The following is a 24,601-nucleotide window of genomic DNA, read 5'->3' on the forward strand; positions in this document are numbered from 1 at the left end:
GGCGCCGTGCTTATTCGTCGAAGCGTGCTGGTAGCGATGCTGTGCGCGATACCAGCGCTGAGTGCGCCGCAAGGTGTGGCAACCCCATCGAGTGACGGCAATCCGGCCTGCCGAGAGGGCAGCGTGATGACCGGCCGGTTGATTCCCGGCAGCGGCAGCGCGCGACAGTCCATCCGCCGCGACGCCATGCTGCATCAATGCGCCAGCCCACTGCTGCCCGGTATCGACTCCGGCCGGTTCACCGCCACCATCCCGTGGAGTGCACCCGGTGCGGTCAGCGCGGCCGAATTCGCCTGGTCCGACGGAAGCCTCAGCAGGGCAACCGGTTACGGCAATGGCCTCTGGTTGATCACCGACGGTCCGGCCACCGGCCACGGCATCCAGATCGACGTCGCCGACACCTGGAACGGCTGGTACCTCAGCTACGCCGACGTCGCCGTCACCTCCGCCACCTTCGTGTCCTGAGCAGTCCAGACCAGAGCGTCACCCTCGGTACTGATCGCTCAGTTCTGACACCGAAATCGATGCCCGACCGAGCGTAGTTTGCTCACTTAACTCAACTCTTGCTTACGTGAGCAAGAGGGGCTACCGTTTTGCTCATGCAAGCAAATAGTGGCTCGGGCAAGCAAGGCGGGCGGACGTTCACCGAAGCGGCCCGGCGGGCACAGATCGTGAATGCCGCGATCGAGGTGATCGCGGAGCACGGCCTGCCGAATACCTCCTTCGCGAAGATCGCGCAGCAGGCGGGGTTGAGCAGTACCGGCATGATCTCCTACCACTTCCGGGGCAAGGACGATCTGATCCGTGAGGTCACCGCCGAAATCGTGCGGGTGAACACGGAATTCGTCGTCGCCAAGCTCGAACCCGAGGCCGGATACCACGCGATACTGCGCGCCTACTTCGCGGCCAATCTTTCGTTGCTCGATGAGTACCCCCATCATCAGCGGGCACTGGCCAGCATCGTCGCGAACGCCCGCCCAGACGACAACCAGGCCTTCGGTTTGCTGGAACACGTCGCCGACATCGCCCGCGGCCAGGAGGAATGGATCCGGGAAGCGCAGCGGGCGGGCGCTTTTCGCGACTTCGACCCCGCAGTGATGGCACTCGCCATTCGCGCCGCACGCGACGCGGCAGTCGCCCGCGCGGCCGACGATCCCGACTTCGACGCCGCGGCCTGCGCCCTCGAACTAGCCGAACTCTTCGAACGCGCCACCCGCGCGTAAACGTGATCCGGAGCTGACATGAACTCACCGCAGACGCTCACCGCAGACCGCACAGCGGAGCACAAAAGAGCAGCCGTGCGCCGCCACCTCTTCCGCCAGTTGATCGTGGAGCTGGCACTCCCCCTCGGCGGCTACTACGCCCTGCGGGCCGCCGGGGTGAACCCGTGGCTGGCATTGATCGCGCCCGCGTTGCTCATCGGCGGGTTTCTCGCCTACGGCGCGATTCGGCAGCGTCGCCTCGACACGATCGCACTGTTCACCCTCACGCTGATCGTCGTCGGCACGGTGATGACGCTGGTGACCGGCGACCCCCGCACGCTCATGGTGCGCGACAGCTGGGTTTTCGGCGTGCTCGGCCTGTGGATACTGGGCACCCTGGCGACCCAACGCCCCTTCATGCGCACCGCATCTCGCGCGATCGTCACGGCGAAGATCGGCGAGGAGGGCTACCGAGAGTGGGATGCTCGCTGGGACAGCGACTCCCGGTTCCGCTACCACCTGCGGGTACTGACCGCGGTCTGGGGCACGGTCTTCGCGCTGGACGCACTGGTGCGGGTGTTACTCGCCTACACCCTGCCGATCGATGCGATTCCGCTGGTGAGCACCGTGCAATGGCTGGTCGTGCTGGCCGCCGTCATGATCTTCCACAACTTCTACGTCACCAGGCACGGACTGAAGGCCTGAACCAAATGGGAAAAGAAGTGAACTTACCCCTTTCCACTCCTAACTTATAGCGGACCCCGGGGCTTGCGGCAAGGCCCCGTTTGTCCGGCATACTCCTCGGCCGAAGCTAGAACCTGCGGAAATGGAGTAATGAGTGACGGACATCGACGTAATCATCGTGGGCGCGGGCCCGAGCGGCCTGATGCTGGCCGGTGAACTGCGCCTGGCCGGAGTCCGATCGCTGGTGCTGGAACGGCAGCCGCACATCCGCGACACCCCGAAGGCCAGCGGTATCGGCGGCCAGATCCTGGACCTGCTGCGCTACCGCGGCCTGCTGGACCGATTCGAGGCGGCCAGCAGCGATCCGCACTTGGCTCCCCGATTCCCGTTCGGCAACATCTATTTGGACTTCACCCAGATGGCGGAGCCGCCGATGCGGGCGTTGCCGATCCCGCAGCGGGATATCGAGCGGCTGCTCGACGATCGCGCGGGCGAACTCGGCGCCGAGATCCGCCGCGGCCACGAGGTGGTCGGCGTGAGCCAGGACGACGCCACGGTGACCGCGCAGGTGCGCGGGCCGGACGGCACATACCAGGTGACCGCGCGCTACCTGGTCGGTTGCGACGGCGGGCGCAGCCGAATCCGTGACATGGCGGGTATCGCCTTCCCCGGCACCACCTATCCGGAGGTCAACCGGCTGGGCCAAATCACCGTGCCCGATTCGGTGACGGTGCTCGACAACGGCGACATCGAGGTCCCGGGGCTCGGCACGATCCACGCGGGCTTCACGCGCACCGACAACGGCGTGTTCGCGTTCGCCGTCTCCGATGGGGTGCTGTTCATGCAGACCACCGAGGACGAGTCCGCCGAATACGACGACGACGAGCCGCTGACCCTGACCGAACTCGCCGACAGCGCGCGCCGCGTACTCGGTGGAGAGCTCCCGATGGGAGAGCCGATTCGGTTGTCGCGCTATACCTTCAAGGATCGGCAGGCCGAGCGGTACCGCGCCGGACGGATCATGCTGGCCGGCGACGCGGCCCACCTGTTCCCCGCCACCGGCACGGCGCTCAACGTCGGCATGCTCGACACGGTCAACCTGGCCTGGAAGCTGGGCGCCGACATCCACGGCTGGGCACCGGCCGGACTGCTGGACACCTACCACGACGAGCGCCACCTCGCCGGCGCGCGGGCCACAGTCCAGACCCGCGCCCAGGTGGCCATGCGTCGAGGCGACGATGCGGCCGCCGAGGCGCTGCGGCAGGTCTTCCGGGAACTGCTCACCGACGAGCCCGCCTTGCGCCGGATGGGAAACCTGGTCGGCCACAACGACATCCGCTATCCGGTGCCGGGCGAGGCGCACGCCCTCGCGGGCACCTTCGCGCCCGACCTGACCCTGCACACCGACCAGGGCGTCACCAGCGTCGCGGAACTCATGCGCACCGCGCGGCCGGTCCTGCTCGACCTCGCCGACCGCGCGGAGCTGCGTGAGATCGCCCGGGAGTGGGCGGACCGGATCGACATCCGCACGGCCAAAACCGATGACCGCCCGGCGGATGCCCTGCTGATCCGCCCGGACGCCCACATCGCCTGGGCCGCAACGATCGACGAATCCGCCGATACCGCAGCGGCCGCGTTGCGCGAAGCGCTCGTCGGCTGGTTCGGCACGCCCTGATAGGTACGGTGCCGAGTTCGCTCGCACCTCGAAGCACCGGCGCGCGGCTGCGCAGGTCGGCCTTCAGGTTGTCGCCGCTGCTGGCGATGAGCCGGTCGGTGACGGCCGGATCCCGCAGAGCGGCGCCGTGATCCGGCCGTCGCCAGTCCGCTGGCGACGGCCGGTCGCCGCACAGGTCCGTTCGACTGCGCCGGGTTGATCCTCCGTGTACAAACAGTGCTGGGTGTACCGAACAGACGAGGTGAATATGTGGAAAATCTGTCGGACCTGCGCGGTCGAGCACGAGGGCGCGGCGCAGCTGTGCCGCATCTGCGCCGACGAGCGACAGTGGGTACCCGCCGAGGGCCAGCAGTGGACCACCCTCGACGAGCTCGCCGCGGCCGGCCACAAGGTGGCGCTGCGTGAGCTGGAGCCGGACCTGTTCGGCTTGACGACCGAACCGGAGTTCGGCATCGGACAGGAATCCCATCTGCTGCGGACGCCGGCGGGCAATCTGCTGTGGGACGTGACCGGTTACGTCGACGAGGATGCCGCGCGGCGGGTCCGTGAGCTCGGCGAGGTCGTCGCGATCGTGCCGAGTCACCCGCACCATTACGGCGTGCAGGTGGAGTGGAGCCGGGCGCTCGGCGGGGTGCCGGTGCTGGTCGCCGAGCCCGACCTGGAGTGGATCGCCCGCCCGGATCCGGTAATCCGACCGTGGTCCGGTCAGCTCGAGCCGCTGCCCGGTATCACCCTGCGCCAGCTGGGCGGGCACTTCCCGGGCAGCGCGGTCCTGCACTGGGCGGCGGGCGCCGCCGGCAAAGGTGTGCTGTTCAGCGCGGACACCGTTCAAACGAATCCGGACCGCAAGTCGGTCGCTTTCATGCGCAGCTACCCGAACCGGATCCCGCTGTCAGCCAACGTCGTCGCCCGCATCGCGCGCACCGTCGAGGAGTTCGAATTCGACCGTATTTACGACAATTTCGGTCGCACCATCGACGGTGACGCCCGTGCCGTGGTCCGCCGCTCCGCCGACCGCTACATCGGTTGGGTCAGCGGGGAATTCGACCACCTGACCTGAGATCCGAACTCCGCCAACCGATCTCAACGTGGCGGAATACTGGTCCGTTCAGCCGCGAGCAGTCCATTGATGTGATCGGCCAGCCAGCTGACGGCGGCTTCCGACCCCTCGGTGAGGCGATCGTTGAACGACGCCGGTTGCTCGGCGACGCCGGGCGCCCACACCGGGTCGATCCACTGCTCGCGGCTGAACAGGGTCTGCTCGCCATGCTCCTGGAAGGTGTAGGTCAGGGTGGCGTCGTAGCCACGGTCGTACAGCGTCATCTGGTAGGGACGCTCGTACGCACGCACCTCCCAATACAAATGGAAGTCGACGCCGTCGGTGACGCCGTGCTCATAGACGGTGTCACCCAACCGCAACGGCCGCTCGGTCACACCGCCGACCGAGCGGGTGTACGGATGCCACTGCGGCCAGAATCTCGCCTGCGTGATCAAGTCGAAAACGGCCTCGATGGGCCCGTGCAGCAGAACTTCGAATCTTTCACCCACGACGACCTCCTGAATCGGGGCAACAACCCGGTCCTTGGCCTCGCTCAGCAGTCCATCGGGACACACTGGGAACGGTTGGGCATCATTCAACCATGCGCAACCGTTCGCGAAGGGCGACCAGCCCGCTGCGCGCGAGCCGGTGGGCGTCGTGGGTCAGTTGCCGCTGCCGCGGTACCCGATCTCCTTGGTCAGCGCGATGACATCGGTCAGTTCGCGCGGCGGTTCGCCGCATTCCTCGGCGTCGACGCGTTTGCTGGTGCCGTCGCGGTAGGTCACGGTCACGGTGTAGGAGAACGCGTCGCGGCAGCCGTTCGGCCCGGTGTAGGCCTCCTGCAGGGACCGGAACGGTAGCCCGGCGACCAGGTCGAACAACTCACTGCGCCGCGGACTCTCGACCTTGTCGTCGACGGTGTAGAACTCGTTGACCCCGGCGAAGCCGCCGGTCTGGTTCACCTCGACGCTGGCAACCCCGGAAGAGTCTGTCCCCGGCTGTGTTTCACCGACACCGCCGCAGGCCGCCGAGGCGAGAAACAGCACGCACATCACGGCGGCGGACAGAAACAGCGGTTGCGCGAGACCACGGCGGGACCGAGAGACGCTCATAGCCGCACACTATCGCCACGGGTGCGTCGCGACAATGCCACTTCGTCCCCAGTTGACCCGGCCCCGCCCACTGGGGAATCCACGAACAGAACCACAAAGTGACTGATGGTTATCGATACTCATGATTCGGCATACCGAAGCAGCGCGACCGCGGTCGCCGCCGAACCCGCTCGGTCACGTGGCGGCTTCAAGATCAAATTTGCCCGAAAGAGTCCAGCACATAGCGACTTTGACCGCCAACAGCCGAAGTAACAGCCTATGAGTCGACTTGTTTTCCAAAGCCGGGACAAGGCATTCACAACCTTGATAAGTTAATAACCATTCTTCCACTGAAAGGCGCGGTTCAGCGCTACCCGAGTGCCCCGCGCCGACTCGGTGGCGGCTGGACTCAGCGAGGAGTGGCGACATGGATGGACTCAGCAGACGCAACGCACTGAAGGCGAGCGGCGCATTGGGCGCATTGGGCGCCTTGGCAATGGTGACGCCCGCCCGAGCGGAACCGTGGACCTGGTCACCCGACGGCTCGGTGGCGGGCAGCGGCACCGGAGCCGACCCGCTGACCGTGTGGGATGCCGAGGCGGACCCCGTGGTTGCCGGGCTGCTCGACCGCGGCGAAGTAGCCGCGGTCAACGCGCTGTTGCGCACGTGGACCAGAAACGGCCAGCCCTTGCCTGCCGGATTGCCCACGGAGCTAAGAGATTTCATGGAGTACGCCCGCCAGCTACCGCAGTGGACCGACCACGGCAAGCTGGGCACCGCAGTCGAGTTCAACAAGAAGCGCGGTCTCTACCTCGGCGTGCTGTACGGCTTGGCCAGCGGCATGATGAGCACGGTCATTCCGAAGGAGGCGCGGGCGGTCTACTACTCCAAGGGCGGTCACGATCTGAAGGACCGCATCTCCAAGACCGCGAAACTCGGCTACGACATCGGCACCGCGAATGCCTATGCCCCCGATGGCGAAATGATCGTCACCTGCGTCAAGACTCGGCTGGTGCATGCCGCCGTGCGCCACCTGCTGCCGCAGTCGCCGCACTGGGTGCACTCCGCTGAGGAGGACATTCCGATCAGTCAGAACGACATCATGGTCACTTGGCACAGCCTGCCGACAACCGTGATGAAGCATCTGACCGCATGGCGGGTGCCCATCCCGGCGCACGAGTCGGCCGCCTTCCTGCACTCCTGGCAGGTGTGCGCGCACATGCTCGGCGTCCGGGACGAGTACATCCCGAACTCGTGGTCCGAGGCGAATTCCCAAGCCGCACAGGTGCTGGACCCGATTCTGATGCCGACGCCCGAGGGCGCCGCGCTGGCCGATCGGCTGCTGCGGCTCGGCGTGAACCTCGACCTCGCCATCCTCAGCAAGCCGGTCCTCGGCGCGTTCACCCGCTTCCTGCTCGGCGACAAGATCGCCGACGGGCTGGCCATCCCGAGGGAACCGCTCTGGGACCCGCTGCTGCGCGTGAGCTGGGGCCCCTTCATCGCGGTCCGTGAGGGCCTGCTGCCCGTCGTCCCGCTGGCCCCGGATGCGTACTGGCTCTTCGACGAATTCCTCCGCCAGGCCGCGCTGATCTACCTGGCCGAACTGCGCATGCCGATCAGTATCGAACTCCCCCAGATGAATCGGGACATGAGCCGGCCGCCGCGCTGAGCTCCGGTCAGGAGTTGCGCCGGACCACCAAGCCGGATTCATAAGCGAGAACGACGAGTTGGGCCCGGTCCCGGACATCGAGCTTGGTCATCGCCCGATTGATGTGGGTCTTCGCGGTGAGCGGGCTGATCACCATCCGGTCGGCGATCTCATCATTCGAAAGCCCCTGCGCCACAAGGGCAACCGCTTCCCGTTCGCGGTTGGTGAGTTCGTTCAGCGCCGCGCTGACGCCCGGGTCGAGCGGCTGGCTGACGTACCGGTCGATCAGTCGGCGAGTGATCGACGGCGCGAGCAGCGCGTCACCGCGCGCGGCGACGCGGATGGCGTGCAGGAAGTCTTCCGGCTCGATGTCCTTGACGAGGAAGCCGGCCGCCCCTGCCCGTAACGCGTCGAAAACGTATTCGTCCAGGCCGTAATTGGTGAGGATGACGACGTGCACCCCGGCCAGGGCCGGGTCCGCGGCGATGCGCCTGGTCGCCTCGATGCCGTCGACCACCGGCATCTGGATGTCGATGAGGGCGATGTCGGGCAGGTGTTCCCGGGCGAGCATGATGCCCTGGCTTCCGTCGGCCGCCTCGGCCACCACCTCGATGTCGTCCTCGAGCTCGAGCAGTGCGCGGAATCCGCTGCGGATCAGCGGCTGGTCGTCGACCAGCAGGACCCGGATCATGATGTCCGGTCCACGGGTAGTTCGGCGTGCACGGAGAAGCCGCCTTCGCTGCGCGGTGCCGCGCGCAGGTGCCCGCCGAGGGCGGTGACTCGTTCGCGCATCCCGAGCAGCCCGACGCCGGGCGCCGACACGGTGTTCGTGGTGGCTGTGCCGTCGTCGTCGACTCGGACGACCAGAGTGTCGGGCCGGTAGTCGATCCGGACCGACGCCGTCGCGGCCGCGGCGTGCCTGGCGACGTTGGTGAGCGACTCCTGGACGATCCGGTAGACGGTCCGGTCCACCGCGGCAGGCACATCCTGACGCTGACCTTCGATCGACAGGCTCGCGTCCAAGCCGGTCGTCCGAGCCCGTGCCACGAGTTCAGGGACGTGCGCGAGTCCTTGTGGCGGGGTGGTGCTGTCGTCGCGCAGCGCCTCCAGGGTCGCGCGCAGTTCCCTGGCGGCCTCGCGACCGGCCTGCCGGATCGCGAGCAACGCCTCGGGCACCTCTTCACCGCGTTTGCGGGCCACGTGGACGGCGGCCTCGGATTGCACCTTGATCACCGAGATCTGGTGGGTGAGCGAATCATGCAGTTCCCGTGCGATGTGCAGCCGTTCTTCGTCGGCCCGGCGTCGCGCGGTCTCTTCGCGGGTGCGCTCGGCTTCGTCGGCTCGCCGCTCGGCCTGCCGTAGGGCTTCACCCGCCGCACCGGCCGCGATCAACCAGGCGATCTCGAGCGCGTCCCGGGCCTGCGCGAAGGCGGCGCCGGTGTCGTGCAGCGAGGCCAGGGCCGCGAGCGGAAGCGCGGCGAGCAGGGTCACCGAGGCCGCCACCGTGATCCAGCGATGGCCTGCGCGCACGGCGGCGTACACGGCGAACAGGAACGCGACCGCGGGCACGTCGAAGCCGACGGCTTGATAACCCAGCGCGCACAACCCGGTCACGGCCAAGACCGCGAGCGGAGCGGTGCGGCGGGCGGCCAGCGCCAATCCGCCGATGATCAATGACGCGTAGCCGATCGGGTCGAGATCGGAGGCGGTGTGGTGCTTGGACAATCCGGTGGCCAGCAGGGCCGCCGCCACACCGGCAGCGATCGCCCGGTCCGCGATTCGTTCCCTGCTCATGTAGGCACCCTAGCCGGAGCGGCGCGCGCACGAATCCCGCGCACGGACGATCATTGGACTACCGCACACGCAGTAGTTCCGTGGCTCGCTACGGCGGCCGCGGTAGTCGGTTACGGCAGCGGCGGCAGCGCGAATTGCCCACGCCTGCACGATGTTCGGTGGTGGTGCGAGCGGACATGATCGAGCGACATCATTTCTGCGAAGGAGCACGCCATGTCCATCCGTTACCTGTTCGCCACTGCGGCAGCCGCCATGCTCGCAGTTTCCACGCTTGCCATACCGGCTGTCGCGCACGCCATGGTCCAACCGGACGTCGCCGGTCTCACCGTGCTGAGCTCCGGGCGGCTCGGCGCCATCGTGGCCGCGCTGGTGGGATTGACCGGCGTGATCATCGGCGGGCTGGTGCTGACCCGTCGCATCCGCAGCGGCGCCCTCGTCGCCCTACTGGCCGGCCTGATCGCGATGGCCCTCGGTGGGTTCGTCGTGGCCACGTCCGACGGCGGTCTCGGCACCGGCAACGGGCTGGGCGGCGCCTTCGTGGCCTTGCTGATCGGGCTGCTCAGCTCGATCCTGGGCGGGCTCGGCCTGATTCGCTCCCGCCGCACCGCCTGAGTCGTTCCTGCCGAGGCCAGGTTTCGGGCGGCGGAGAAATTGTCTGCGGACGGCGAAGATCGCCGCGCCGATGGCAACGACCGCCGCACCGGACAGCACCGACGCCATCGGCAAGGTGCACGCCAGCATCAGGCAGCCGAGCACGCCGACCGCGGGAATCACCCGCCACGGCCGACCCTCGCCAGGGGTCAATGTCCATGCGGCCGCATTGGCGACGGCGTAGTAGAGCAGGACGCCGAACGACGAGAACCCGATCGCGGCACGGACATCGACGGTCGCCGCGGCGACGGCAACGACCGCCCCGACGGCGATCTCCGCGCGATGCGGCACCGCGAATCGGGGATGCACCGCCGCCAGCGCGTGCGGCAGGTGCCGGTCGCGGGCCATCGCCAGCGTGGTGCGCGAGACACCGAGGATCAACGCCAGCAGCGCGCCCAGCGCGGCGACGACCGCGCCGATCCGCACCACCGGCGCCAACCAGCCGGCCCCGGCCGACCGCACCACGTCCGACAACGGCGCGCTGGACTCGGACAAGCCTTGCGGCCCAAGGATTGTCAGTGCCGCGATCAGGACGACCGCATAGACGAGCAACGTGATGCCGAGTGCGAGCGGGATCGCGCGCGGGATGGTGCGGGCCGGGTCGCGGACCTCCTCGCCCAGCGTGGCGATGCGCGCGTACCCGGCGAAGGCGAAGAACACCAGTCCCGCCGCCTGCAACACGCCGAAAACGGTTATGTCAGAACCAAATTCCAGTCGCGCCAGGTCGGCGGTCTCGGCGGTGAATGCCGCCACAACCACCGCGGCGAGCACAGCGAGCACGACCGCCACGATCACCCTGGTCAGCAGCGCGGACTTCTGTACGCCGCGATAGTTCACCACCGTCAACGCGACCACCGCCGCCGCGGCGACCGCGTGCGCGTGCTCCGGCCACGCATAGACGCCCGCGGTCAACGCCATCGCCGCACAGGACGCGGTCTTGCCGACCACGAAACACCACCCCGCCAGATACCCCCAGAAACTCGCCGAGCCGTTCGCGCCCATACACATACGTGCCGCCCGAAGCCGGATATCGGGCCGCCAATCTCGCCGAAGACGTCGCATTGCAGTACGCCACCAGCGCCGCGATCGCCAGCCCGAGCAGCACCGCCGATCCAGCCGCCCGCGCCGCCGGAGCCAGCGCGGCGAAGATCCCGGCGCCGATCATCGCGCCGAGCCCGACCACGACGGCATCGGACACTCCCAAACTGCGCCGCAGCTCATCCGGGGTATTCGTCAGCGTTGCCTTGGGCACCATGGTGCCCATTCGATCAGACTCCGTCGGTGGTCACCACCGCAGAGCTGTTCGGCCCCGCTACGGCGGACGAACGGTGCCTTGTCCTAGATGATGAGGCCGTGGACCTGGATCAGATCAGTACGCGCATCGACGAACTCGCGACGAGATTCGGAGTGCCGGCGCCACGCGTCGTGGCGGGGGGCGAACGTGTGCAGTTGCGCTGGCGACGGGGGCGGCCGGTCGTCCTGGTCGGTCCCGCGTTCGATGAGCTTCCGGCGGCGGAGCAGGCGGGCGTACTCTCGGGTGCCGTGGTGTTCGCCGATCTCCTGGCCGCCGAGCGCCGTGACAAGGCTTGGCGCACTTTCGGATTCGTCGCGACAGCGGTGATCGGGATCGTCGCGTTCGCCGGGCTCGAGAGCGGCATACCGCCGTGGTTGGTGCTGCTGTCGAGCGTGCTGGCGTTCGCGATCAGCTATCTGACGATGCTCACGGTGCGGTACCGGCGCCTGGTCTACCGAGGTGACCGCAGGATGGCGCAGGTGCTGGGGCGGCCGCTCATCGATCAAGCGCTCGACGCTGACGCCGCCCGGCGGTCGAGCAGCAAAGGCGTCCAACGCATTTGGCACAACCTGTGCGTTCCGGACGAGACCCGGCGCGCGAAGAACCTGGACGCTCCCCCGCGTCCCCGCCGCGCTCGACGGATGACCCGAGCATCGAAGAAGCCCAACTACTGGGTCTCAGCGGATCAGCGCAAGAACCAACCGGTCTTCAGAGATCCGGAATGATTATCATTACCTCCCCCAAGAACTGTGGGCTTGTAATGGATATGCGAACTCTTATAAGGGCGTAGTTCGAAATCGGCAGTGGCGGAAGAGATTACCCCCGAATTGGGGGTTATGTGACACAGGTCACATAACGTTCTTCTGTCACAAATTCATAGGATCGATTCTAATGATTCCAGCCGGAACTAGGGGAAGCTACATGCTCATAGGGGGTCATGATATGTCTACAATTTCCGCTTCGCGCATTCGCGCGTTATCGCGGTTACGACCGTCGGATCCATAACTCGGGGTCGGCTCGCGTTACCAGCGTCGATACCGACCTCATCCAGCACTGACGTCGTCCTCGAGCAGTCGAGTCCGGCCGACGCGCATTTCCCGGAAAGCCGCGATCATCATCCGCGATCACACTTTCCGCAAATATCCAGCACCGGGTGTATTACCGAATTCCAGACCCGGTGAGATCTCTCTGTACGAAAGTCTCGGGTGACCCTCGAGACCGTGAGGCTGATTGTGGACGAATACGCTCTGGCATGCCCGTCGGTCATCGGCGAACGATTTACGCTGCTGGCAAAACAGCACCCCGAACGGGTGGCTGTGATCGGCGACGGTGGACAACTCACCTATGCCGAACTCGACCGTAGATCCGACGGTCTGGCCCGGCATCTGCAGGACTGCGGCGTACGCCCGGGCGACACCGTGGCATTGGCCGCCCGCCGCCGGATCGCCACCATTGTCGGCTTGCTCGCGATCCTGAAAACGGGCGCCGGATACCTCGCGCTCGACGAGCGAGCGCCGAGGCAGCGCCGCGAGCTCGTGCTGCGCCGATCGGGCGTGCGAATCGTGTTGGTACACGAGGATTCAGCACCGCAACTGCCCGCGGACTGCCGTGCGGTATCGCTGGACGCGGACCACCCCGCCCAGTCCCCCACGCCGGTCACCATTACCGATCTGCACCCGGCTTACCTGGCATACACCTCGGGCTCCACCGGCACGCCCAAGGGTGTGTGCGTGCCGCACCGCGCGGTGTCGCGATTGGTGGTCGATACCGATTTCCTTTCCGTCACAACGGATGACGTCTTTCTGCAATTCGCACCGATCGCCTTCGACGCCTCGACCCTGGAAATTTGGGGCGCGCTGCTCAACGGTGCGCAATTAGTCCTCGCGCCCGACACCGAGCTCTCGCTCAGCGATCTCACCAAACTCGTCGGTCACCATCGGGTGACCGTGCTCTGGTTGACTGCGGGCCTGTTCCAGCAGGTCACCGAGGGTGGCCTCGACGAACTGCGCAGCCTGCGCTATCTACTCGCCGGCGGCGACGTGCTGTCCCCCGCACACGTCCACCGGGCCGTGACCGCGCTGTCCGACACGACGGTGATCAACGGCTACGGGCCAACAGAGAACACCACTTTCACGTGTTGCTACGCCGTGACCGGAACCTCGGCCGGTCCGGTGCCGATCGGCCACCCGATCCGCGGCACCGGCGTGCGCATACTCGATGCCCGGCTCGCTCCGGTATCGGACGATGCGGCCGGTGAGCTGTACGCGACGGGAACCGGTCTGGCGCATGGGTATTGGGGCGACCCCGGCCTGACCGCCGCGACCTTCGTCGCCGACCCGGCCGCCCACATCCCGGGCGAACGCATGTACCGCACAGGCGATCTCGTCCGTCAGCAACAGCGCGGTGCCCTGGACTATCTGGGCCGGATCGACCACCAGGTGAAGATCCGCGGGTTCCGCATCGAGATCGGCGAGGTAGAAGCCGCGATCGCCGCGCTGCCCGGCGTCGCGACCCTCGCGGTCGTCCCGCAAGACCAGCGCGGCGGCGGAAAACGCTTGGCCGCCTGGCTTGTCGGCGAAGCGAACGCCGGACTGTCCACCCTGGACGTCCGCCGCGCGCTCGCCGAAACCCTGCCCTCCTATGCGGTACCCACGCTGATCCGCATTGTCGACGCCTTGCCGTTGACCGCCAACGGCAAGATCGACCGGCGAGCACTCGCCGCCGACCAGCCCACCGAACGCCCCCGACTGACCAGTGCCTACCGCGAGCCGTCCACCGCGATGGAGACAGCCGTAACCACCTTGTGGACCGACTATTTCGGCATCGCGGGTATCGGCGCCGACGACGATTTCTTCGAGCTCGGCGGGCATTCGCTGCTCGGCGTGCGCATCACCGCCGACCTCGAGCGCGAGTACGGCGTGACCGTCTCGCCGGTCACCTTCTACCTCGACCCCACCCCGGCCGGCCTGGCCGCCGCCGTCGAGCAAGGGCGGCGGAGCGCGTGAAGATCAGCACCGACGTCCGCGCGGCCGCCGATCTGGACGGGATCGACCTCTTCGATCCACACTTCTTCGCCACCGGCGACCCGCATCCGGTCTGGGCGGCCATGCGCGCCGACGCCCCGCTGCACCGCCAAATACTGCCGGACGGACGGTCTTTCCGATCGGTCACCCGGCACGCGGATGCCTGCCGGGTGCTCGGCGACCATCGCGCCTTCACCTCCGAACGCGGCAGCGTGCTCACCCAACTCGGGCACGGCGACATCTCCGCGGGCAAGATGCTCGTATCGACCGATCCGCCAAGACATTCCGAGCTTCGACGCCCGATCCAGCCGCAGCTTTCGGTGCGCACGGTCGCCGCGTGGCAGGAGTCCATTCGCACTGCGGTGCAACGGTTTCTGGCCCCGGCACGCGACGGCGGCAGCTGGGATGTCGCGCAGCAGGCGTATGAGCTGCCGATGACGGTGGCCGGTGCGCTACTGGGCATCCCGGAGGCCGACTGGGACAACCTGGTGCGGTGGACGGCCATGGCCGCCGCACCCGAGGATCCCGAGTTCCGGGTCCGCAGCGGGTCGGCCACCCTGGCCATCGCCCATCATCAGCTGTTCGACTACTTCGGCGCGCTGGTCAAACGCCACCGCGGTGACCGGCCGCGCGCCGACCTCATCGGGCACCTGATGAGCATGCAGGCCGGCGGCGCGCCGCTCACCGACGACGAGGTCGTCTACAACTGCTACAGCCTGCTGCTGGGCGCCAATGCCACCACACCGCACACCGTCAGCGGCACCATGCTCGCGCTCGCCGAACACGAAGACCAGTGGCACGCTGTGCGATCCGATCCCGCACTGGTTCCCCGCCTGGTCGAGGAGGGGCTGCGCTGGACCTCGCCCGCCAACAGCTTCCTGCGGTACGCGAGCGCCGACACCGAGCTGAGCGGCGGGCTGATCGAGGCGGGTGAGGCGGTCGCGGTCTGGATCGGCTCGGCCAACCGGGACGAAGCGGTCTTCGCCGACCCGTACCGGTTCGACATCACCCGCACGGACAACCGGCACATCGCGTTCGGCCACGGACCGCACTATTGTCTCGGCGCACCGTTGGCACGGTTGACGTTCCGGGTGCTGTTCGAAGAACTGGCCGGGCAATTCACCACTATCGAGCCGATGGCGCCACCGCAGCACCTGGCGTCGGTTTTCATCGCAGGCATGACGCAGCTCCTGATCCGGACCGGATGAACGGTCCGGCGAAACCTCATCGCCACCCCGATCTCGCAGTGCCACAACGAAGGGATGTAACTCAGTGACGTCCGAGACCACCCTGCACGATGCCGCACCCATGACCCGCTGGCTGCTCCGCCTACCCGACCAGGACGCGACCGCGCGAATCTTCTGCTTCCCGTATTCGGGGGTCGGTGGATCCATGTTCAACCAGTGGCCGCGGCGCATCGGTGGCATCGAGATCTGCGCCATCCAGCTACCGGGGCGGGAAAATCGCCTGCGCGAAGGGCATTACGGCACCTATGCGGTGCTGGCCGAGGCGCTCGCGGAATCGCTACTGCCGCATCTGGATCGGCCGTTCGCCTTCTTCGGGCATTGCGCCGGGGCGTTGCCCGCCTTCGAAACCGCGCGGCTGCTGGCCGAGCGCGCGCTGCCGATTCCGCAGCGGCTCTTCGTCTCCGCCCAGGTGGCACCACACGACTGTCCGCACGATCGCTTCCTGGACATGTCCGATGACGAACTGCGCGCGGAACTGGAATTTCTCACCGTGACCCGCGGCGGACAGGTGCAGCCCCAGCTGATCGAGCTCGGTTTGGCCATTCTGCGCGAGGATCTGGCGGCCAATCGGGTCTATCGCAGACCCGCACCCATCGAGGTGCCGTTCCCCATCACCGTGCTGCACTGGTCCGACGACCCCGAGGTCACCCCGGACGAGCTGCGCGGTTGGCAGCACTACGGCGCCGATGTCCGGTTCCCGGTGGTCGCGGGCGGCCACTACGACTTCCTCAGCGCACCGGAGCCGTTGCTGCGGCACCTTTCCGAGCCGTTCGCGCCGCAGCGCGGGGCGTGCGAATGAGGAAGACCATGGCGCAGATACCCGGTTTCGGCCGGTTACTGCTCGGGCGCACGCTGTCGTTCCTGGCCACCGCGCTGGTGCCGATGGCGCTCACCCTCGCGGTGCTCGACGCCACCGGCCGGGCGGGCGACCTCGGCCTCGTGCTCGCTGCCGAGTTGGCGCCACAGTTGCTGCTGCTGCCGATCGGCGGCGTGCTCGCCGACCGGTTCGCGCCGCAGAAGGTGGCCTTCGCCGCGGACATGACGCGTGGGCTCGCTCAACTCGTCATCGGCATCGAATTGCTGTGCGGGATCGTCCGAATCACCGATCTGGTGATTCTCTCGGCGATCACCGGCATCGGCGTCGCCTTCGGTACCCCGACAATGTCGCCGTTAGTCATCGCGACGGTTCCGCAGGAACATCGGTTGCGCGCCAACGGTTATCTCGGCGTGGTGCGCGGCGTCACCTTGGTCGCCGGGCCCGGCGTGGCCGGTGTGCTCGCGGTAACCGTCGGTCCCGGTTGGACATTCGTCGTCACCGCCGTGTTGTTCGTGGTGGCCGCCTGCACCCTCGGCCGGCTCCGCATCGCGCCGCGTCCGGTGGTCGAGCATCCGGTGACCTTCTTCCGGCAGCTGGCCGACGGCTGGCTCGAGGTGCGCAGCCGACCGTGGTTCTGGTCCAACCTGATCGGGCACGGCGTCTCGAATCTCACTGCGGGCGTGCTCATGACGCTCGGCCCGCTGATCGCCGTGCAGTCACTGGGCGGCGAGCTGTCCTGGGTGCTGATCTATCAGGCAGGCATGGCCGGCTTGGTGATCGGTGCGCTGGTCGCGCCGCGGCTGCGGGTGCGGCGTCCGCTGGTGGTGACTTCGGCGTGCGGCGCGCTGTTCGCCTTGCCGATGATTAGTTTCGCGGCGCTGGCGCCGGGCTGGGTCGACGCGGTCGCCTACGGTGCCGCCATGCTCGGGGTCGGGCTGCTGAACACGCTGTGGCAGACCACGATGCAGCAGCAGTTCCCGCCGGAGGCCCTGGCGCGCGCCGATTCCTACGACGCCCTGCTCTCCTTCGCCGCCCGCCCGCTCGGCATGGCCGTCGCCGCCCCGATCGCCGCGGTGACCGGCAACGCCGTACCCCTGCTGACCATGGCCGTCCTGGTCGCGGTGGTGAACCTGGCGATTATCGCGCTGCCCGACGTCCGGGCGATGACCACTGAGAAAGAGGTGACACGGCTATGAGAACCGGCGAGGATACCCCGGCGGTCGCCGTGATCGGCGTCGCCTTCGAGCTACCCGGCTGCGCCGACTGGGAGTCGCTGACCGCCCTGTTGCGGCACGGTCGCGACGCCATGCGCCGCTTCCCGGCGACGCGGGCCGCGGCCACCGGCGTGACCCGGTCGGCGACCGATCGCGACGGCGGCTGGCTCGACGACATCACCGGATTCGACTACCGCTACTTCGGGCTGTCCAAGGCCGAAGCCGAGCTGATCGACCCCAGGCAGCGGCGCATGCTTCAGCTGGCCTGCCGCGCTATCGGGCATGCGGGTTACGCGCAGGGTGAGCTGGCGGGCACGAATACCGCGGTGGTGGTCGGCGGCTACGGCGGGCCGCATCCGAGCCTGTCCGATCTGCTGCCCGCCGCCGACCGCAGGCTCGGTCCGGCCACCACGGGAAGCCTGCACGCCTACGCCGCCGGACGGATCGCCTACCACCTGGATCTGCGTGGCGCGGCGCAGGTGGTGGACACCGCGTGCTCGTCGTTCCTGGTCGCATTGCACGAGGCACGCTGGAAAGTCGGACGGGGAGAATGCGATTCGGCTCTCGTCGGCGGGTATGAACTGGTGCTCGGCGCACTCCCGCAGCACGGCAGCGACGGCATGGGCGTGCTGTCGGCGGTGGATCAGTGCCGGCCGTTCGACGCGGGTGCCGATGGCACCACCTACGGCGAGGGCGGCGGGTTCATTCTGCTCAAACGGCTCGACGCGGCCGTTCGCGACGGGGACACCGTGTACGCGGTGCTGCGCGGTAGCGCGGTCAACCAGGACGCGCGACGCGGTGCCGGACTCACCGCGCCGAGCCCGCAGGCGCAGACCGAGGTCATCACCGCAGCACTGCGCGATGCCGGAATCACTGCTGGGGCAGTCGGTTACGTGGAGGCGCACGGCACCGGCACGAAGATCGGGGATCCGATCGAGATCCAGGGGCTGATCGATGCGTACGCCGGGATCGAGGGCCGTGGCCCTGCGGTCTCCTCGGTCAAGGCGAACGTCGGCCACCTCGGATGTATGGCCGGGTTCGCGGGACTGGTCCGCATCATCGCGCAGTTCCGCGCCGAGGAGATATTCCCGACAGCGCACTTCGAGCAGCCGAATCCATTGCTGGGCCTGGCTTCAGCGCCGTTGCGCCTCGCCGATCGTCGGGAGCCGTGGCCGTCGACGAGCACGCGTTACGCCGCCGTCAGCAGTTTCGGGCTGAGCGGCACCAACGCGCATGTCATCGTCGCGGCGCCGGAACCGGAGCCGGACAACGACATTGCGGCGGCCGGCGCTCAGGTCGTCGTGCTGTCGGCACGCGACAGTGCGGGCTTGCGTGCCCAGGTTCAACACCTGCACGATCAGGTGGCGGCGGATCCGGCCGGCTTCGATCTGGCTGCCGCCGCGGAGGTGTTGTCGGTCGGGCGTGCGCATTTCGCGCACCGGCACGCCTGGGTGGTGCACGATGCGAAGGAGCTGCTCGACCGGCTCACGGACAGCTTGGCCGCGCCGACCGAGGACCGGTCGGCACCGCCGGATCCGGCGCCGGTGGTCGTCGCGCTCGGCGACCCAGGTGACGTGACGGCCGAGGACCTCCTAGCCGTTGCCGACGCATTCCCTGGAGTCGCCGAAATCGTTGCTGAAGCCGAACGCCATGTGGCAGCAGCGAACTGGACATCCGCGCAGCGTGGGCTCGTCTGGCTGCTCGGTGCGCATCGAGTCCTCGCCGACGCTGGGATCACGGCCGATCTGCTGCTGTCCCACGGCGTCGGTGCGACCGCAGCTCGGGTACTCCGCGGTGACGACGACCTGTCTGCGGCACTGGCGGCCGATCCCGGCACACCGACGCCGCCGAACGCCGAGACGCTGCGCACGGTCTTGGCCGATCTGGCCGACCCGGTGATCGTCGATCTCGCGCCGGGTAGCGCGCTGTCGGCATTGCTGGCCGCCGAACCCGCCGCCACGGTCGAGTCGACTCCGGTGCACGCGCTCTGTCGGCTGTACCTCGCAGGGCACCAGATAGATTGGCGTCGAGTGCTCGGGCGAGCGCCGCGTCGTCGGCTCGAGCTCCCTGTCGCGCCGATGGCCGAAGTCCATTGTTGGCCGACCGTTGCCGATCCGACCGCCCCTGGCCGCGCGCCGACTGCCGACACCTCGATGGCCGCAGTAGTAGGCGCATCGACGACTACCACATCCGCCGCGCCAGTCGCCCCGACTGCCGCTGCAACGGCAACGCAGACTCCCGCCGTTCCAGTAACCCCGACCGCGGCCGCATCAGCAATCCTGACTACCACCGACGCACCAGCAACCTCGACCGCCACCGCCGAATCGGCAACGCCGACGGCTACCGCATCGGCCTCCCTGACCACCACCGCCACATCAGCTACCCCAACCACCGCATCGGCAACCTCGGCCGCCGCCGCATCGGCAACCTCGATTGCTGCCGCACCGTCGCCCCTGGCTTCCGCCACTGCCGAATCCGTCGCCGACATCGTGCTCGCCCTGGCCAGAGAGGTCCTCAAGGAACCGGAAGTGGTTCCGTCGGACGACTTCTTCGACATCGGCGGCACCTCGCTCAACGGGGCACAGCTGGTGGCTCGGATCAACGAACGATTCGGCACGGATCTCGGTGTGCTCGACCTCTACGACTACCCGGATCTGGCCGGAACCGCAGCCGCTGTCGCGGAGCTGGTGGGTGAGACCGCCGCCACCCCAACGGATAACGAGCCGACGGCAGTCCCCGCACCCATCAGTCCGCTCAGCGAAAATACTCCGCCGCCCGATGAAGGACCATTGTCCGGACAGCAACTGGCGATCTGGGCCGCCGATCAGCTCGACCCCGACACCGGCGCCTACAACGTGCCCGCCGCCCTACTACTCGACGGAGCAGTCGACACCGCAGCGCTTACCGCGCGGCTACAGGCGGTCGTGGCACGGCATCCGATGCTGCGCGCCCGGATCATCAACTCCCCCAACGGCCCACGCCAGGTAGTCACTCCTGCGGACGAAACCCGCGTAACGCTCACCGAGACGGTGCTCGAACTGACCGATCGCACTGCGGCCGAATCCCGGGAAGAACTGCTGGACCGACTACGAGAGTTGGTCGCCCAGCCGTTGCCACCCGATGGTCCACCGGGCCGATACCAGCTGGTGCGAGCCCAATTCCGGAACGGCGACCAACAAATCCTGCTCCTCACCTTCCACCATCTGTTCGTCGACGGTTGGTCGTGGCGCCTGCTGTTCGCCGAATTGGGCAGCGAGCCAGGCACATTGCCCGTACTGGAGCGCCGCTACCTCGACTACGTCACCGATCAGCACGCGCTGCTGGACGGCCCGACCGGAACCGAGCTCACCACCTTCTGGTCGGACTACCTGTCCGGCACGCGCTACGTACCCCTGCCGGTGGATCAGGATGCCGGCGAAACCTCGTTCGGCACAAAAGAATCAGCCCTACCCATCGACAGCAACCGCGCCACCCGACTACGCGAACTCGCCCGACGCGAGCGCTGCACCCTGCACACGGTGCTGCTGACGGCCTGGATGACACTGCTCCGACAGCTCACCGGCGAGCACGACGTCTGCGTGGCGGTGCCGGCAGCCGGGCGTAAACCGATCGATGAACCGGTAGTGGGCAACTACGCCACCACCCTCGTGGTGCGGGCGACGGTGCAGCCCGAACAGTCGATCACCGCCTTGCTCACCGCGGTCCGCACGGCCTCGCTGCAAGCCCTCGACCACCAGGACCTGCCCACCGACCGGCTGCGGCGAATAGCGCGCCCCAACTCCGCGGACCCGCTCGCGGCCACCATGTTCACCGTCACCAGCGGAGTCGAGCCATTGCGACAGCTGGGGCCTGACGGCCCGGCGGTGGAGCTGCTCGATGTCGGACAGGGCGGCGCGGCCTTCCCCATCGCGGTCACCGTGCTGGAGTACGGCAGCCAGCTGCGCTGCCGAGTCCAGTACGACCCGACGATGTTCCGCCCCGACACGATCCACGCCTGGTTCGACTCGTACCACGCGCTGCTGGACCGGCTGGCGGCGCTGGATCCGAACACGCCGGTGCACACACTGTCGATCGGCATCGCACCGGCAGCACGACGGGTTCCTGACGCAGCACAGGACATCGACACGTCGACAGCCACAGCACACGTCGCACCGAATAATGGTCTGCAAGAACAGCTCTGCGAGCTGTGGTCACGCTACCTACGGCGCGACCGAGTCGGCATCGAGGACGACTTCTTCGAGCTCGGCGGCGACTCGATCTCCGCGATCGCCATCGCCGCCGAGGCGGGCACCAACGGAATCGCCCTGCGGCCCCGGGCCATTCTCCGGCTCAGGACAGTCGCCGCTGTTGCCGAGACCATCCCGGAGCGCGAAACCGGTTCCGCCACAACCACACCGGCTCCGGCCGAAGCGGAAGCGCGCACCACGGTCGACCCGACCCCACCGCAGCTGGAGTTCCTCAGCCGCAGCGTGCCCAACCCGGACTACTGGAACCACGGCGTGCGCTACACCTTGCGCCGCAACATCGACACCGCCACCGTTGAGCGCGCAGTGCAGGCCCTAGCGGACCGACACCCTGTCCTGCACGCCCAACTACGCTCGGTCGAAGCCAGCTGGCAACTACTGTCCACCGGAGCACCCCCGGCGATCACCGAATTCGACCTCACCGCATCAGTTCCCGTCGACCTCCAGCACCAGATCCACCATGCGGCCACCAAGTTGCACAGCACCTTGAGCCTGTCCGACGGCCCGGTCTGCCGAGCGGGCTTGTTCCACACCCAGGCGGGACACGACGACCAGCTCGTGCTGGTGATCCACCACACGATGGTCGACCTCTACTCATGGAACCTACTGACCGAGGACCTTTCGGCCCTCCTCGCCGGTACGAGCACCGCCGAACTGCCCACCCCCAGCGCGAGCTACTTCGAGTGGGCACGCCGACTCGCCGACCTGATCCGCACCCGCCCGGACACCCTGGACGCCGGCTACTGGCTGGACCGCTCCTGGGGCGACGGCATGCAACTGCGCCCCGTGGCCGGCGACTCGTTCGGCATCGAGGGCAACACCGGCGAGCTGGTCACCGAATTCCCCGCCCCTGCCCTGGTTTCCGGCCTCAGCCGCTCGGAACAGCTGCTGGCCGCACTGGGCGTCGCGATGCAGCACTGGCTCGACGTGCGCGGCGGCGAGATCGCCATCCAGCTGGTCGGCCACGGCCGCGAAGACCTGTTCGACGACCTCGATCTCGGCCGCACCGTCGGCTTCTTCAACACGACCTATCCGTTCGCCCTCGGCCTGCCCGGCCGGCGCACCCCGGCCGACCACGCCGCCTTCGTCGCGGCACAGCTGCGCTCGGTGCCCGGACGCGGTTTCGACTTCGAACCCCTGCGCAGGTTCCACCCCGATGCCGCCGTGCGCACCGCACTGGATCAGATCCGGACACCGGACGTGCTGTTCTCCTTCTGGGGCACACCCGCTTTCCTGTCCGACGAGCGGGACGGTGCCCTGACCGGTGCCGACAACGAACTCGTCGGCCGCGACCGGCCCGCCGATATGCCGAGGCCCGCCGCGCTCGAGGTCTATCCGAGACTCGTCGCCGACCGGGTCCGGGTGCAGTGGCGCTACAGCGGCGAATTGTTCACCCCCGAACGCATTCTCGCGCTCGCGGAAGCCTTCGGCGCGGCCTCGGCCGTGCCTGTCACACCGAGTCACCAGAACACAGGAGTTGCCAGATGACACAACCGTCCCGCCGACTTTCCATGCGGCGCAAGCCCTTTGCGCTGACCGGCGCGGTGTTACTGGCAGCCGCGGCCGTGCTGGCCGGACACACCGGGGCAGCCTCCGCCGACACCGGAGCCAACGCCCTGGCCGACCGTCTTGCCGCCGAGGTCACCGGCGACGGCGCGTGGCCCCACCTCGCGGCCCTCGCGAACCTCACCAGCACCTTCGGCGGACACCGAGTATCGGGCTCCCCGGGCTACGAGGCGACCGCTCAGTACTTCACCGCGGCACTCACCGCCGCCGGCTACCAGGTGACGCGGCAGCAATTCAGCTTCCCCGACTACGACATTCGCGCCGAGACCGGCTCGGTGACCGCGCCCCAGGCCCGTCCGCTGCACCCGGTGATCGCCCGATTCTCCCGTTCCACCCCGGACGGTGGCCTCAACGCCGCGGTGAGTCTGCCGACGGGCAAGGACACCGGCTGCACCGTCGACGACTACGCGAACAGCGATGTGCGCGGCAAGGTTGTGCTGGTCCGGGTGGGCGACTGTTTCATCACCCAGAAGCAGCTGGTGGCCGCCGAGGTCGGCGCCGCAGCCATGCTGATGAACGGCGATTCGCCGGACCCGACGCTCAATTTGCGCTACCGGATGGTGCCGCCCGCCGACGCCCGCATCCCCACCGCGACGCTGCCGCGGGGCGAAGCCGAGCAGTTGCAGGCCGATGTCACCGCAGGACCGGTGCAGGTCACCCTCGACCTGCGCGGCAACGAGATTCTGACCAACACCTACAACCTGATCGCCGACACCCCCACCGGCCGCGCGGACAACATGGTCGTGATGGGCGCGCATCTGGACTCCGTCGACACCGGTCCCGGCGTCAACGACAACGGCACTTCCGCCGTGATGACGCTGGAGACCGCGCTGCGCATGGCCCCCTACCGCGATCAGGTCCGCAACAAGGTGCGGTTCGCCTGGTGGGCGGCCGAGGAGAAGGGACTCGCGGGCGCGCAGTTCTACATCGATCAGCTGACCCCCGAACAGCGCAAGAACACCGCCCTCTATCTGAACGCCGAAATGATCGGCTCGGACAACTTCGCCCGCCAGGTGTACAACGGCAAAACTGCGAATGGTTCGGCACCGGCCGGCTCCGATCAGATCTCCACCCTGATCAACGGGTACTTCGCCGGGCAAAATCTGCCGACCGTCGGCCTGGTCCTGGACGGGCGCTCCGACCACGCCCCGTTCATCACGGCGGGCATCCCTGCGGGCGGCGTCAACGGCGGCTCGGACACCCTCAAATCGGCGGAGTGGGTGCGGCTGTTCGGTGGTATCGAGGGCCAGATGCTCGACCGCTGCTACCACCAGGGCTGCGACAACCTCGCCAACATCAATCGCACCAGCTTCGACCAGTTCGGGCGCGCGATGGCGTGGTCGGCAGGCCGGTTCGCCGTCACCACCGAGGACGTCAACGGCGTGCGCTAGCCCGCACCGAAGGGACGACGA

The 24,601-nt window shown here is 67.9% G+C and carries 18 protein-coding genes and 1 pseudogene; 14 read left to right on the plus strand and 5 right to left on the minus strand.

Annotated features, from left to right (window positions below):
- Positions 1-6: 6 nt before the first annotated feature.
- From IBX18_RS29115 to IBX18_RS29135, 5 genes are all read left to right on the plus strand, one after another.
- Positions 7-465 (plus strand): hypothetical protein, encoded by a 459-nt coding sequence (locus tag IBX18_RS29115; RefSeq protein ID WP_194836700.1) that lies wholly within the window; start codon positions 7-9, stop codon positions 463-465.
- Between the two features lie 134 nt (positions 466-599).
- Complete coding sequence (locus IBX18_RS29120; RefSeq protein ID WP_194836701.1) at positions 600-1,223, plus strand: TetR family transcriptional regulator; 624 nt, start codon at positions 600-602, stop codon at positions 1,221-1,223.
- A gap of 18 nt (positions 1,224-1,241) precedes the next feature.
- The gene (locus IBX18_RS29125; RefSeq protein WP_194836702.1) at positions 1,242-1,907 is read left to right on the plus strand and encodes a VC0807 family protein; all 666 of its coding nucleotides are present in this window, start codon (positions 1,242-1,244) and stop codon (positions 1,905-1,907) included.
- A 133-nt stretch (positions 1,908-2,040) separates the two neighbouring features.
- Entirely contained in the window at positions 2,041-3,561 is a 1,521-nt protein-coding gene (locus tag IBX18_RS29130) for an FAD-dependent monooxygenase (protein WP_194836703.1), read from the plus strand.
- Between the two features lie 247 nt (positions 3,562-3,808).
- The gene (locus tag IBX18_RS29135) at positions 3,809-4,621 is read left to right on the plus strand and encodes an MBL fold metallo-hydrolase (protein ID WP_194836704.1); all 813 of its coding nucleotides are present in this window, start codon (positions 3,809-3,811) and stop codon (positions 4,619-4,621) included.
- Positions 4,622-4,644: 23 nt separating this feature from the next.
- Here the strand turns inward: IBX18_RS29135 and IBX18_RS29140 are convergent, their stop codons facing one another.
- Complete coding sequence (locus IBX18_RS29140; RefSeq protein WP_194836705.1) at positions 4,645-5,109, minus strand: SRPBCC family protein; 465 nt, start codon at positions 5,107-5,109, stop codon at positions 4,645-4,647.
- Between the two features lie 153 nt (positions 5,110-5,262).
- Positions 5,263-5,712: a protealysin inhibitor emfourin gene (locus tag IBX18_RS29145; protein ID WP_194836706.1), complete on the minus strand. Its 450-nt coding sequence runs from the start codon at positions 5,710-5,712 to the stop codon at positions 5,263-5,265.
- A gap of 406 nt (positions 5,713-6,118) precedes the next feature.
- On the opposite strand from IBX18_RS29145, the gene IBX18_RS29150 reads away from it, so the two are divergent.
- The gene (locus tag IBX18_RS29150) at positions 6,119-7,360 is read left to right on the plus strand and encodes an oxygenase MpaB family protein (protein ID WP_194836707.1); all 1,242 of its coding nucleotides are present in this window, start codon (positions 6,119-6,121) and stop codon (positions 7,358-7,360) included.
- A 7-nt stretch (positions 7,361-7,367) separates the two neighbouring features.
- Here the strand turns inward: IBX18_RS29150 and IBX18_RS29155 are convergent, their stop codons facing one another.
- Both IBX18_RS29155 and IBX18_RS29160 read right to left on the minus strand, forming a co-directional pair.
- On the minus strand, positions 7,368-8,030 hold the full coding sequence (locus tag IBX18_RS29155) for a response regulator transcription factor (protein ID WP_194836708.1): 663 nt from the start codon (positions 8,028-8,030) through the stop codon (positions 7,368-7,370).
- The gene (locus IBX18_RS29160) at positions 8,027-9,133 is read right to left on the minus strand and encodes a sensor histidine kinase (RefSeq protein WP_194836709.1); all 1,107 of its coding nucleotides are present in this window, start codon (positions 9,131-9,133) and stop codon (positions 8,027-8,029) included. Before IBX18_RS29160 ends, IBX18_RS29155 begins: the two co-directional genes overlap by 4 nt.
- Positions 9,134-9,346: 213 nt before the next feature.
- Here IBX18_RS29160 and IBX18_RS29165 point away from each other — a divergent pair, with 213 nt between their 5' ends.
- Positions 9,347-9,745, plus strand: coding sequence for a DUF6223 family protein (locus IBX18_RS29165; RefSeq protein WP_194836710.1), 399 nt, complete (start codon positions 9,347-9,349; stop codon positions 9,743-9,745).
- A 42-nt stretch (positions 9,746-9,787) separates the two neighbouring features.
- Here IBX18_RS29165 and IBX18_RS29170 read toward each other — a convergent pair.
- Positions 9,788-11,039: pseudogene (locus IBX18_RS29170) on the minus strand (APC family permease); the annotation flags it as partial.
- Between the two features lie 26 nt (positions 11,040-11,065).
- Between IBX18_RS29170 and IBX18_RS29175 the strand changes: the two are divergent.
- From IBX18_RS29175 to IBX18_RS29205, 7 genes are all read left to right on the plus strand, one after another.
- Complete coding sequence (locus IBX18_RS29175) at positions 11,066-11,803, plus strand: hypothetical protein (RefSeq protein ID WP_194836711.1); 738 nt, start codon at positions 11,066-11,068, stop codon at positions 11,801-11,803.
- Positions 11,804-12,298: 495 nt separating this feature from the next.
- Complete coding sequence (locus tag IBX18_RS29180; RefSeq protein ID WP_306796460.1) at positions 12,299-14,083, plus strand: non-ribosomal peptide synthetase; 1,785 nt, start codon at positions 12,299-12,301, stop codon at positions 14,081-14,083.
- A complete protein-coding gene (locus tag IBX18_RS43210; protein WP_306796461.1) occupies positions 14,080-15,309 on the plus strand; it encodes a cytochrome P450 in 1,230 nt (409 codons plus the stop codon). Before IBX18_RS29180 ends, IBX18_RS43210 begins: the two co-directional genes overlap by 4 nt.
- A 64-nt stretch (positions 15,310-15,373) precedes the next feature.
- Positions 15,374-16,147, plus strand: coding sequence for a thioesterase domain-containing protein (locus IBX18_RS29190; protein ID WP_306796462.1), 774 nt, complete (start codon positions 15,374-15,376; stop codon positions 16,145-16,147).
- 8 nt (positions 16,148-16,155) lie between these two features.
- Positions 16,156-17,361 carry an MFS transporter gene (locus IBX18_RS29195; RefSeq protein WP_228541973.1) on the plus strand — a complete coding sequence of 402 codons (1,206 nt, stop codon included), beginning with the start codon at positions 16,156-16,158 and terminating at the stop codon, positions 17,359-17,361.
- Positions 17,358-23,111 (plus strand): condensation domain-containing protein, encoded by a 5,754-nt coding sequence (locus IBX18_RS29200; RefSeq protein ID WP_194836712.1) that lies wholly within the window; start codon positions 17,358-17,360, stop codon positions 23,109-23,111. Before IBX18_RS29195 ends, IBX18_RS29200 begins: the two co-directional genes overlap by 4 nt.
- Entirely contained in the window at positions 23,108-24,580 is a 1,473-nt protein-coding gene (locus IBX18_RS29205) for a M28 family peptidase (protein WP_228541974.1), read from the plus strand. The genes IBX18_RS29200 and IBX18_RS29205 overlap by 4 nt, the downstream gene beginning before the upstream one ends.
- Positions 24,581-24,601 lie beyond the last annotated feature (21 nt).

The sequence above is a fragment of the Nocardia sp. XZ_19_369 genome (genome assembly GCF_015355715.1).
Taxonomy (GTDB): domain Bacteria; phylum Actinomycetota; class Actinomycetes; order Mycobacteriales; family Mycobacteriaceae; genus Nocardia.